General features: G+C 59.5%; 11 protein-coding genes. All 11 read right to left on the bottom strand.

The window, feature by feature from the left end:
* Positions 1-13: 13 nt before the first annotated feature.
* Genes EOE18_RS14505 through nuoF form a run of 11 tightly spaced genes read right to left on the bottom strand, consistent with a single transcriptional unit; the run spans position 14 to position 12,430 of the window.
* The gene (locus EOE18_RS14505) at positions 14-793 is read right to left on the bottom strand and encodes a type III pantothenate kinase (protein WP_127710791.1); all 780 of its coding nucleotides are present in this window, start codon (positions 791-793) and stop codon (positions 14-16) included.
* A gap of 27 nt (positions 794-820) precedes the next feature.
* The gene (locus EOE18_RS14500; RefSeq protein WP_127710789.1) at positions 821-1,528 is read right to left on the bottom strand and encodes a biotin--[acetyl-CoA-carboxylase] ligase; all 708 of its coding nucleotides are present in this window, start codon (positions 1,526-1,528) and stop codon (positions 821-823) included.
* Between the two features lie 21 nt (positions 1,529-1,549).
* Positions 1,550-3,013, bottom strand: a complete 1,464-nt coding sequence (gene nuoN / locus EOE18_RS14495) for an NADH-quinone oxidoreductase subunit NuoN (RefSeq protein WP_127710787.1) — start codon at positions 3,011-3,013, stop codon at positions 1,550-1,552.
* Complete coding sequence (locus tag EOE18_RS14490; protein WP_127710785.1) at positions 3,013-4,566, bottom strand: NADH-quinone oxidoreductase subunit M; 1,554 nt, start codon at positions 4,564-4,566, stop codon at positions 3,013-3,015. The genes nuoN and EOE18_RS14490 overlap by 1 nt, the downstream gene beginning before the upstream one ends.
* A 30-nt stretch (positions 4,567-4,596) precedes the next feature.
* Positions 4,597-6,630, bottom strand: a complete 2,034-nt coding sequence (gene nuoL, locus EOE18_RS14485) for an NADH-quinone oxidoreductase subunit L (protein WP_127710783.1) — start codon at positions 6,628-6,630, stop codon at positions 4,597-4,599.
* 5 nt (positions 6,631-6,635) lie between these two features.
* A complete protein-coding gene (gene nuoK / locus EOE18_RS14480; RefSeq protein WP_127710781.1) occupies positions 6,636-6,941 on the bottom strand; it encodes an NADH-quinone oxidoreductase subunit NuoK in 306 nt (101 codons plus the stop codon).
* An 11-nt stretch (positions 6,942-6,952) separates the two neighbouring features.
* The gene (locus EOE18_RS14475; protein ID WP_127710779.1) at positions 6,953-7,570 is read right to left on the bottom strand and encodes an NADH-quinone oxidoreductase subunit J; all 618 of its coding nucleotides are present in this window, start codon (positions 7,568-7,570) and stop codon (positions 6,953-6,955) included.
* 24 nt (positions 7,571-7,594) lie between these two features.
* Positions 7,595-8,080, bottom strand: a complete 486-nt coding sequence (gene nuoI, locus EOE18_RS14470; protein WP_127710777.1) for an NADH-quinone oxidoreductase subunit NuoI — start codon at positions 8,078-8,080, stop codon at positions 7,595-7,597.
* Complete coding sequence (gene nuoH, locus EOE18_RS14465) at positions 8,077-9,123, bottom strand: NADH-quinone oxidoreductase subunit NuoH (RefSeq protein WP_127710775.1); 1,047 nt, start codon at positions 9,121-9,123, stop codon at positions 8,077-8,079. The genes nuoI and nuoH overlap by 4 nt, the downstream gene beginning before the upstream one ends.
* The gene (gene nuoG / locus EOE18_RS14460) at positions 9,120-11,138 is read right to left on the bottom strand and encodes an NADH-quinone oxidoreductase subunit NuoG (protein ID WP_127710773.1); all 2,019 of its coding nucleotides are present in this window, start codon (positions 11,136-11,138) and stop codon (positions 9,120-9,122) included. Before nuoG ends, nuoH begins: the two co-directional genes overlap by 4 nt.
* The gene (gene nuoF / locus EOE18_RS14455) at positions 11,138-12,430 is read right to left on the bottom strand and encodes an NADH-quinone oxidoreductase subunit NuoF (RefSeq protein WP_127710771.1); all 1,293 of its coding nucleotides are present in this window, start codon (positions 12,428-12,430) and stop codon (positions 11,138-11,140) included. Before nuoF ends, nuoG begins: the two co-directional genes overlap by 1 nt.
* Between the last annotated feature and the right edge of the window lies 1 nt (position 12,431).

Here is a 12,431-nt window from a genome sequence, read left to right as displayed (position 1 = left end):
TCTCCTAAAATCTTCATCGGTGCTCGGCCCGTTCGGCCAAAATGGCAAGACCGTTGAGCGTCAAATCAGGGTCGATCGCGTCGAACAGACCTTCTTGCCGGTTGAATAGAATAGCCAGACCTCCGGTGGCGACCACGGTCGCGGGACGCCCGATCTGGGCCCGCATACGCGTGATCAAACCTTCGATCATCGCCACATAGCCCCAATAGATGCCAATCAACATCTGGTCTTCGGTGTTGGTGCCGATAACGCTCTTGGTGGCCGGTTCGGCAATGGCAATGCGTGGCAATTTGGCGGTATTACCCACCAAGGCATCCAACGAGAGATTGAGGCCCGGCGCAATGATCCCGCCCTTATAGGCGCCGCGCCCATCAATATGGTCGATGGTGGTGGCGGTGCCGAAATCCACGATGATCAGATCTCCGGCGAAAATCTCATGCGCGCCAATGGCATTAACCGCGCGATCTGCGCCAAGGCTCTTGGGCGAATCCACATCAACATCAATGCCGTAATCGGCCTTGCCAACGCCAGCCACCAGCAATTCGACATTGAAATATTTGTTGGCCAACACCGTCAGATTATGCAGCGCACGCGGCACCACGGTGGAGCAAATGATCCGCTCGATCGCGCTTCGCTCGACACCCTCGATTGCCAACAATTGCATCAGCCATACGGCATATTCATCCGCCGTCCGACGCGGATCGGTGGCGATGCGCCAACGCGCCAGCCCCTTGCGCCCATCATAGAGCGCAAAAACAACATTGGTGTTCCCGACATCAACGGCCAGCAACATGCAGCGCCTCTCCTCAAATAACCGGCGTTACAGCAATTGCACATCGCCCGCGTGCACTATGTGCAGCCGCCCGTCGGGCAAAGCAAGCTGCAAGGCCCCGCTTTCATCCAAACCCGCGAAATGACCAGTGATTGTGCCGCTTACCCCCTTGACCGACATTGCGGTTCCCAAGGGGTAAGCCACCGCCAGCCACCTCTGCAACATGGCGGCGAGCCCATAATCGCGCCACAAACCCAATTCGCTGGCAAAGCTGGCAGCCAGACGCGAAGCAAACTCCTCCACATCAGGCACAGGGCCGAAGCGCGAGAGGGCAACGGTCGCGCGATCCGGCAAGTCTGGGGCCTGCGTCAGGTTAACACCCACGCCAATCACCAAAGCCTCACCGGCGCGTTCGAGCAAAATACCCGCCAGCTTCGCATCGCCCACCATCACGTCATTGGGCCATTTGAGCTGGGCCTGATGGGGCAAGGGCAAAATGTCAGCCACAACGCGTTGAACGGCCAGCCCAACGACCAAGGCCAAAGATGCCAAGGGTGGATCTTCTGCGCGAGGGAAATGCACGGTTGAGCCCATGAAATTGCCCGCTCCGTCATTCCAAACCCGCCCCAACCGACCACGGCCAGCGGTCTGGCGCAGGGCTACCAACCATGAACCAGCAAAAACCGGCTCCCCCGCCGCCAATCTGGAAACCAGATCGGCATTGGTGGAGCCGGTTATATCAATGCACTCAATCAAAACACCGACAACTTGAAGCTATCAGGCGCCATGAAAAAGAGCGGCAGCCGCCGAATGGGCCAGACCACCCAACCAACCGGTGAGCAGATAGCCCAAGGGCGAGATGAACAGTGCCGAAGCATAAAGCACCAAACCATGTACCGGATCGAGCGAACCAGCGACCTTGTCGGCGGGTTCGTCGAAATACATGACCTTGATCACCTTCAGATAATAGAAGGCGCCAATCACCGAGGCGGCAATACCGACAGTGGCCAAAGGCACCAGGCCAGCAGCCACAGCAGCCTGGAACACTACAAATTTGCCCCAGAAACCGAACAGCGGCGGGATACCGGCAAGGCTGAACATCACCATGGCCAGCACAAAAGCCAGACCGGGCTTGGTCCGCGACAGACCAGCCAGATCGCTGATGCTTTCGACCGACTGACCTTCGGCATCGCGCAGTTGCAGGATCACGGCAAAACCACCCAGCGACATCACGATATAAATGGCCAGATAAACCAGCACTGCCGAAGCGCCACCAGCGGTTGCCGCAGCAAGACCGATCAGCATGAAGCCAACGTTGTTGATCGACGAGTAAGCCAGCAGCCGCTTGATATTACCCTGACCGATTGCACCCAGCGCGCCAACGATGATCGACGCCAGCGCAAGGAAGGCAATGATCTGCTGCCAAGCGGCCATCTGGGCGCCAAAGGCCACCAGAGCCACGCGCATGGTCAGCGCCAGAGCGGCTACCTTGGGGGCCGTGGCGAAGAAGGTAGTCACCGGGGTCGGCGCGCCTTCATACACGTCGGGAGTCCACATGTGGAACGGAACCGCGCTGATTTTGAACGCCAGACCGGCCAGAATGAACACCAGACCGAACAGCGCGCCCGTGCTCATCGTGCCCTGCAGAGCATGGCTGATACCGGCGAAATTGGTCGTGCCAGCAAAGCCATAGGTCAAGCTGATACCGAAGAGCAGAATGCCAGAGGCCAGCGAACCCAGCACGAAATATTTCAGACCGGCTTCAGGCGAACGGTCATCGGTCTTGAGCATGGCCGCCAGCACATAGGCCGCCAGCGAGTTCATTTCGAGACCGATATAGAGCGTCAGCATGTCGGTAGCCGACACCATGATGCCCATACCCAGCGCGGCGAACAGGCCGAGGATCGGATATTCAGCGCGGAACTGGCCAAAGCGTTCAAAGAAGCCGGGAGCCAGCGCCAGCGACACCCCCGCCGCGCCATAGACCAGCAGCTTGGCAAAAGATGCAAAGCTGTCAGCGGCAAATTGACCAAAGAAGGCGCTGGTTTCAGCACCCATGGCACCATGGGTGAGAGCAGGCGCCACCAGCACTGCCGCCACCGCCAGCGCCGCAACGCTGAGCCAGGTGATGGCGCGTGCTGCCTTGTCACCGGCCCAACCGGCGATCAACAGCAGCACAAGGCCGGTGACACTGAGGAATTCCTCTGCCGCCACCAGGCGAAGGGAAACGGCCCAGTTCATTACTTCTCACTCCCTTCGGCGTGCTCGGCGCCTTCATGATGTTCAGCATGCTCAGCCGGAGCGGGATGACCCGCAGTCACCTGAGCATCGCCCTGCGGCTTGGCCGAGGCCAGACGCGCATCGAGATAGACGATATCATTGCGGATCGGCGCGATGAAGCTCTCGGGATAGATACCCATCCACAAGGTGGCGATCACCAAAGGCGCCAGCAACGCGAATTCACGGGCCGACAGATCGGGCATGGCCGCAGCGTCTGCGTTCTTCTGCTCACCAAACACCACGCGGCGATAGAGGTAGAGCATATAGGCAGCGCCCAGAATGATACCCGTACCCGACACCAGCGCCACCCAGCTCGAAGCCTGATAGATGCCGCCCAGCGCAAGGAATTCGCCGACGAAATTGGCCGTGGCGGGCAGGCCCACCGAAGCCATGGTGAAGAACATGAAGAACAGCGCATAACGCGGCATATTGATCGCCAGACCACCGTAACGGGTGATCTCACGCGTGTGCAGGCGGTCGTAAATCACGCCAACGCAAAGGAACAGCGCACCCGACACCAGACCGTGGGCCAGCATCACCACCACCGAGCCTTCAAGACCCTGACGGTTGAAAGCGAAGAGACCGATGGTCACGATCGCCATATGCGCCACCGACGAATAAGCGATCAGCTTCTTCATGTCGGTCTGAACCATAGCAACCAGCGAGGTATAGACCACTGCCACCATCGACAGACCCCACACCAGAGGTGCGAAATAGGCGCTGGCTTCGGGGAACATCGGCAGGCTGAAGCGGATGAAGCCATAGCCACCCATTTTCAGCAACACACCGGCCAGAATAACCGAACCGGCAGTCGGAGCCTGCACGTGTGCATCGGGCAACCAGGTATGCACCGGCCACATCGGCATCTTCACCGCAAAGGAAGCAAAGAAGGCCAGCCACAGCAGGTTCTGCACGCCACGCGGGAAATTATAGGCCATCAGCGTCGGGATATCGGCTGTGCCAGTTTCATTCACCATCCACAGCATCGCGATCAGCATCAGAACAGAGCCAAGCAGCGTGTAGAGGAAGAACTTGTAGCTGGCGTAAATACGCTCTGCGCCGCCCCAGATACCGATGATCAGATACATCGGGATCAGGCCCGCTTCGAACAGGATGTAGAACAGGAACAGATCCTGCGCCGAGAACACCCCGATCATCAGCGTTTCCATGAAAAGGAAGGCCGCCATATATTCGGGCACGCGCTTTTCGATCGCTTCCCAGCTGGCGCCGATGCAGATCGGCATCAGGAAAGTGGAAAGCACGACCAGCGTCAGCGCGATGCCGTCAATGCCAAGCGCCCAGCTGAAACCGCTGAACAATTGCGCGTGCTCGACGAACTGCCACTGCGGCCCGCCAATCTGGAAATTCTTCCAGAGCACAATGCCAAGCACCAAGTCGACCAGAGTGGCCGCCAGCGCCAGCATTCGGGCTGTGCTGGCCGAAACCGCGAGACAGCCCATGGCTGCCACCGCCGGCACGGCCAGCATCAGCGAAAGGATGGGAAAATCGGTCATTGCCATAAAACCTTATCGCTGCCCAAGCCCTTATCGAGTGAGAACCCAGCTCACCGCCGCGACCAGACCTGCCAGCATCCACAGCGCGTAGCTGGTGAGCAGACCGGACTGAATACGGCGTGCAAGGCCGGTGCCCTGCACCACCACCCAGGCCGCACCATTGGGGCCAAAGCGGTCGATGATACCAATATCGCCCTGCTTCCAGAACAGACGGCCCAGCGCAAAGGAAGGACGCACGAACAGGAAGTTATAGAGCTCGTCGAAGAACCACTTGTTGTACACGAAGGTGTGCAAGGGCTTGATCACGCGGACGAAAGCCGCGGGGAAGCCGGGGTTCAGAATGTAAGCATAGATAGCGCCGAGGAAGCCGGTGACCATTACGCCAAACGGCGCCCACTTCACCCACATCGGCACGCCATGCATCGCGTGGATCAGATGTTCGCTGAAGATCAAGCTACCCTTCCAGAATTCACCCTCACCTTCGGAAACGAAGGCATGGTTGAACACGAAACCGGCGGCCACCGCGCCAATGCTGAGAATGATCAGCGGCAGCAGCATAACCAGCGGGCTTTCATGCGGGTGATAGCCAGCGGTGCCGTCATCATGCCCGTGACCATGGTGACGGTCATGCGCGTGATCGTGGCCATGGCCGTGATCGTCATGCACGGCATGCTGGATATGCTCCGACTGCGACCACCGAGCCTTGCCGAAGAAGGTCAGGAACACCAGACGCCACGAGTAGAACGAGGTCAGCAGAGCAGCCGTGATGCCAGCGAAGAAGGCAAAATGGCCAACGCCGGTGCCCGAACCATAAGCAGCTTCAAGGATCGAGTCCTTCGAATAGAAGCCGGCGAAGCCGATCACGTCCACGATACCCACGCCAGTGATCGCCAGCGTACCGGCCATCATAGCATAGAAAGTCAGCGGGATCTTCTTACGCAACGCGCCATAATAGCGCATGTCCTGCTCGTGATGCATCGCATGGATCACCGAACCGGCGCCCAGGAACAGCAGAGCCTTGAAGAAAGCGTGCGTGAACAGGTGGAACATGGCCGCGCCAAACGCACCTGAACCGGCAGCAAAGAACATATAGCCCAGCTGCGAACAGGTCGAGTAAGCGATAACGCGCTTGATGTCCCACTGCGTGGTGCCGATGGTCGCTGCAAAGAAGCAGGTGCAAGCGCCGACGATGGTCACAAATTCCATCGCTGCGGGGCTGGCGGCGAACAAGGGCGACAAGCGGCACGTCATGAACACGCCCGCGGTCACCATGGTGGCGGCGTGGATCAGCGCCGACACCGGGGTCGGGCCTTCCATCGCGTCAGGAAGCCAGGTGTGCAGACCGAGCTGCGCCGACTTACCCATCGCGCCGATGAACAGCAGGATGGCCAGAACCGTCAGCGTATCAAAGCGATAGCCGAGGAAACCGATCGTGCTGCCGGCATGGTTGCCAACATCCGCCAGAATGGCGGGGATCGAAACCGTGCCAAACACCAGATAGACGCCGAAGATGCCCAGCATGAAGCCCAAGTCACCCACGCGGTTGACCACGAAAGCCTTGATGGCAGCTGCCCCAGCGGACGGCTTGCGGAACCAGAAGCCGATCAGCAGGTAGGAGGCCAGACCCACGCCTTCCCAGCCGAAGAACATCTGCACGAGGTTGTTGGCCGTAACCAGCATCAACATCGCAAAGGTGAACAACGACAGGTAAGCGAAGAAGCGCGGCTGATCGGGTTCCTCGCTCATATAGCCCCAGCTATAAAGGTGAACCAGAGCCGACACGCTGGTGATCACCACCAGCATAACAGCCGTCAGCGTATCGACGCGCAGTTCCCAGTCAAAGCTGAGATTGCCCGACTGCACCCACTTGAGCACAGGGACGACAGCCGCCTCGGCATTGCCGCCAAGGAAGCTGATGAAGATCGGCCACGACAGCGCGCAGGAAATGAACAGCGCGCCGGTGGTCAGCACCTTGGCGGGAATGGCGCCAAGGCTTTTGTTACCAAGACCGGCGATCACCGAAGCGATCAGCGGCAGGAAGACAATGAACAGGATGGATTGCACGAGGCTTACCCCTTCATCCGGTTGACGTCGTCCACCGCGATCGAACCACGTGCGCGGAAGTAGATGACGAGGATGGCCAGGCCCACCGCTGCTTCACCGGCGGCCACAGTCAACACGAACATCGCGAAGATCTGACCGACCAGGTCATGCAGGAAGGCGCTGAAGGCCACGAAATTGATGTTCACCGAGAGCAGAATGAGCTCGATAGCCATCAAGATGACGATGATATTCTTCCGGTTGAGGAAGATACCCAGAACGCCAAGCACGAAAAGAATCGAGCTGACGACGATATAATGTTCGATGCCGATCATCAGCGCCCCCTTTACAGCGACACGCCCTTGCCCACTTCGGGCTGGGTGTTGACGGTGGCTTCCTCAGGCCGACGGGCGACCTGCTTCGAAATATTCTGCGGCTTGATCCCGCCACGTTCGCGATGCGTCAGCACAATGGCACCGATCATGGCAACCAACAGCACCACACCGGCAGCTTCGAACAGGAAGAGATAGCGGCTGTAGAGTACAGCGCCGATCGCTTCGATGTTGGGAGCACCAGCCAGCGGCGCGGCGTTGCCATCAGCAACGCCCAGATGCAGCACACCGGCCGAATTCGCGCCAAGGCCCAGCACCAGTTCTGCCAGCAGGATCAGAGCGATGCTCAGACCCAGCGGGAAGTTCTTGACCAGCCCCGCCCGCAAAGTGGCGAAGTCGATGTCGAGCATCATCACCACAAAGAGGAACAGCACGGCGACCGCGCCGACATAAACGATGACCAGCAACATGGCGATGAATTCGGCGCCAATCAGGATCATCAGACCCGCCGCATTAAAGAAGGCGAGGATGAGCCAAAGGACCGAATGCACCGGGTTGCGGGCCAGAATGACCAGCAAACCCGACGCCACCACCAGCGCGGCGAAGAGATAAAAGGCGAGCAGTTGAATCATGATTTCCGTCCCCTGCTGCCTGCCTTAGCGGTAGGGCGCGTCGGCTTCAAGGTTCGCGGCGATAGCACGCTCCCACTTGTCCCCGTTCGCCAACAGTTTAGCCTTGTCATAGAGCAGTTCTTCGCGCGTTTCGGTCGCATATTCGAAGTTCGGCCCTTCAACGACGGCGTCGACCGGGCATGCTTCCTGGCAAAAACCGCAGAAGATGCACTTGGTCATGTCGATGTCATAGCGCGTGGTGCGGCGCGAACCATCGTCACGAGGTTCAGCCTCGATCGTGATAGCCTGCGCCGGACAAATCGCCTCGCACAATTTGCACGCAATGCAACGCTCTTCCCCGTTGGGATAGCGGCGCAGCGCATGTTCCCCGCGGAATCGCGGGCTGAGCGGGTTCTTCTCGTAGGGATAGTTAACCGTCGCCTTTTCCTTGAAGAAATACTTCAGGGTCAAGGCGTGGGCCTTCACAAATTCCCAGAGAGTAAAGCTCTTGATGAGATGCGCGACACTCATGCGCCATACCTCGTAAGCATAAGATAGCCACTGACCATAAAGACGAACAGCAGCGACATGGGAAGGAACACTTTCCAGCCCAGACGCATCAACTGGTCATAGCGGTAACGGGGCACCGTTGCCTTGACCCAGCTGAACACGAAGAAGAAGAAGGCGGTCTTGAGCAGGAACCAGATGATGCCGGGCACGACATAAAGCGGCGCCCAATCCAGCGGCGGCAAGTAACCACCCCAGAACAGCGTCGCATTCAGCGCACACATCAGCAACACATTGCCATATTCACCCAGCCAGAACAGGGCGAAGCTCATCGACGAATATTCGGTCTGATAACCAGCAACCAGTTCCGATTCCGCTTCGGTCAAGTCGAAAGGCGCACGCTGCGTTTCGGCCAGACCGGAAATCAGGAACAACACCCACATCGGGAACAGCAGCGGGTTGAAACCAAAGCCGTTCAAAATGCCGAACACATGCCCCTTCTGCGCCTCGACAATCGTGCCGAGGTTGAACGAGTCCGCCCAGAGCACAACGCAGAGCAGAATGAAGCCGATCGAGACTTCATAACTGATCATCTGTGCCGATGCGCGCATCGCCGAGAAGAAGGGATATTTCGAGTTCGAAGCCCAACCGGCCATGATCGTGCCGTAAACGCCCAGCGACGAAATCGCCAGAACATAGAGGAGGCCCACATTGATGTCGGCCAGAATGGCGCCCGAGTTGAAAGGCACCACCGCCCAGGCCAGCAAGGTCACCGTGAAGGTAACGATGGGGCCGATCAGGAAGATGCCCTTGTTCGCGGCGGTGGGAACGATGGTTTCCTGCAGGAACACCTTCAAACCGTCGGCGAAGGACTGCAACAGACCCAGCGGGCCCACCACGTTGGGACCACGACGCAGCGCCATGGCGGCCCAGATCTTGCGGTCGACATAAATGACCATCGCCACGCTGAGCATCAGCGGCAGCGCGATCAGCAGAATGCCTGCAATAGTAGCGATCAGCCAGGCCGCCTCGAAAGGCAGGCCCAGCGACTGGAAGAAGGCGGTCATTCCGCAGCCTCCGCGAGTTTTTCACCATGCAACAGCTCGGCCGAGCAACGCGCAAGCGTGTCGCTGGAACGGGCGATCGGGTTGGTGAGATAGAAGTCCTTGATCGGATAGGTGATCTGGCCGGAGGCCGAACCGGTAACACCGGCGGGCAGCGCGCCATAATCGACCAGACCTTCCTGCGCGAAAGCAGGAACCTGAGCAAACAGCGCAGCGCGCAATTCGTCAAAGCTGTCGAAACCGACGTTCACGCCCAGCACTTCGGCCAGAGCACGCAAGATCGCCCAATCCTCACGGGCATCACCCGGAGCAAAGACGGCCTTTTCCGCAAACTGCACGCGGCCTTCGGTGTTGACGTAAATGCCGGCCTTTTCGGTGAAGGCCGAAGCAGGCAGGATCACGTCCGCAGCATGCGCACCCTTGTCGCCATGGTGGCCGACATAAACGATCATGCTGTCGGCGAACTTGGTGTAATCCACCTCGTCAGCGCCCAACGAGAGCAGCATCTTGGGCTTGGCAGCGGCCAGATCGGCGATACCGCCAGCCTGAGCATAGCCCAGCATCAGACCGCCCATACGCGAAGCCGCCATGTGCAGAACGTTGAAGCCATTCCACCCCGAACCGTCTTCCAAGGTGCGCACCAGACCCAGCTGATCGCTCACGCCCAAAGCCGCTTCCAGAGCGCCCTTGGCCAGAGCCGCACCGCCAAGGATCAGCGCCGGACGGGTTGCGCCCTGCAGAGCTGACCAAACATGGGCGGGAAGCTGGTTCAAAACCGCAGCATCTTCGCCAAGGAATTCGACCGGATAGGTCGCATCCCAGACGGGGCCAATCGCAAACACCTTGGCGCCGCGCTTCACCGCCTTACGCAGACGGGCGTTCAGCACAGCAGCTTCCCAACGGATGTGGCTGCCCACGATCAGGATGGCATCAGCGCTTTCAATACCGGCAAAGGTGGAATTGAAGTTCACGGCGGCCAGATTGGTCGCGGTATAAGCCAGACCGGTCTGACGGCCTTCCAGCAGCGAGGAGCCAAGGCCAGCCAGCAATTGCTTGGCGGCAAACATGGTTTCCACATCGACCAGATCACCGGCAACCGCCGCCACCGACGAACCCGGCGCGATCTTGGCCACAGCGGCCAAAGCCTCGTCCCAGCTCACAGCCTTCAGCTTGCCATCCAGACGGATGAAGGGCCGGTCAAGGCGACGCTTGGCCAGACCATCGACCATGTAGCGGCCCTTGTCGCTCAGCCATTCCTCGTTCACGTCATCATTGATGCGCGGCAGGATACGCAGAACTTCGCGGCCACGGGCATCCACGCGGATGTTCGACCCCACAGCGTCCGACACGTCGATCGACAACGTCTTCTTCAGCTCCCAAGGGCGAGCCTCGAAAGCATAGGGACGCGAGGTCAAGGCGCCAACCGGACACAGGTCGATCACATTGGCCGACAATTCGTGGGTCGCAGCCTTTTCCAGATAGGTGCTGATCTGCATGTTTTCGCCGCGATACAGCGCGCCGATTTCGTCCACGCCAGCGATTTCCTCGCTGAAACGCACGCAACGGGTGCACTGAATACAACGCGTCATCACCGTCTTGATCAACGGACCCATATATTTCTCGGTCACCGCGCGCTTATGCTCGTGGTAACGCGAAGTGCCGCGGCCATAGGCCACGCTCTGGTCCTGCAGGTCGCATTCGCCACCCTGATCGCAGATGGGGCAATCGAGCGGGTGGTTGATGAGGAGGAACTCCATCACCCCTTCCCGAGCCTTCTTCACCATCTCGCTATCGGTGCGGATTTCCTGACCTTCAGCCGCCGGAAGCGCACAGGAAGCCTGCGGCTTGGGCGGTCCGGGCTTCACTTCCACCAGACACATGCGGCAATTGCCCGCAATGCTCAGGCGTTCATGATAACAGAAGCGCGGAATTTCCTTCCCCGCCAGTTCGCAGGCTTGCAGAACGGTGGCGCCCTGCGGCACCTCGATCTCAACGCCGTCTACCTTGACCTTAGGCATTACTCAGCGGCCTCCTGCAACGCACCGCGCTCTGCGATACGACGCTCAATCTCGGGGCGGAAGTGGCGGATCAGGCCCTGAATAGGCCAGGCCGCCGCATCGCCCAGCGCGCAGATGGTGTGGCCTTCGACCTGCTTGGTCACGTTGAAGAGCATATCGATCTCTTCCACGCTGGCATCACCTTCGCGCAGACGTTCCATCACGCGCCACATCCAGCCCGTGCCTTCGCGGCAAGGGGTGCACTGACCGCAGCTCTCGTGCTTGTAGAAATACGAAAGGCGGCTGATGGCGCGCACGATGTCAGTGGACTTGTCCATCACGATCACGGCTGCGGTGCCAAGGCCCGAACCCAGAGCGCGCAGACCGTCAAAGTCCATTGGCGCGTCCCAGATCTGCTCGGCAGGCACCAGCGGCACCGACGAACCGCCGGGGATAACGGCCAGCAGATTGTCCTTGCCACCACGGATACCGCCGCAATGCTTCTCGATCAGCTCGCTGAACGGGATCGACATCTCTTCCTCGACCACGCAGGGCTTGTTCACATGGCCCGAGATCTGGAACAGCTTGGTGCCCTTGTTGTTCTCGCGCCCAAAGGAGGAGAACCAACCCGCGCCACGACGCAAGATGGTGGGGGCCACCGCGATCGATTCCACATTGTTCACCGTGGTGGGGCAGCCATACAGACCAGCGCCAGCAGGGAACGGAGGCTTCAGACGGGGCTGGCCCTTCTTGCCTTCGATGGATTCGATCATCGCGGTTTCTTCGCCGCAGATGTAGGCGCCCGCGCCGCGATGGACGAAGACGTCGAAATCATAGCCCGAACCGCTGGCATTCTTGCCCACCAGACCGGCGTCATAAGCCTCGGCCACAGCGGCAAACAGCGTTTCGGCTTCACGGATATATTCACCGCGAATGTAGATGTAGGCCGCGCGGGCCCCCATCGCAAAACCAGCCACCAGCGCGCCTTCGATCAGCTTATGCGGATCGTGGCGGATGATTTCGCGGTCCTTGCACGAGCCGGGCTCGGATTCGTCGGCGTTGATAACCAGAAAGCTGGGACGGCCATCGCGGCTTTCCTTGGGCATGAAGCTCCACTTCATGCCAGTGGGGAAGCCGGCGCCACCGCGCCCGCGCAGACCGGAATCCTTGATTTCCTGAATGATCGCGTCGCGACCGCGTTCCAGCAGCGCCTTGGTATTGTCCCAATCGCCACGCGCACGCGCCGCTGCCAGGTTCCACGGCTGGAAACCGTAGACATTGGTAAAGATGCGATCCTTGTCCTGAAGGGCCATG

Source organism: Novosphingobium umbonatum (assembly GCF_004005905.1).
Classification (GTDB): Bacteria; Pseudomonadota; Alphaproteobacteria; order Sphingomonadales; family Sphingomonadaceae; genus Novosphingobium; species Novosphingobium umbonatum.
The sequence above is the reverse complement of the archived record's forward strand: the minus strand, read 5'-3'. Positions and strand labels throughout refer to the sequence as shown.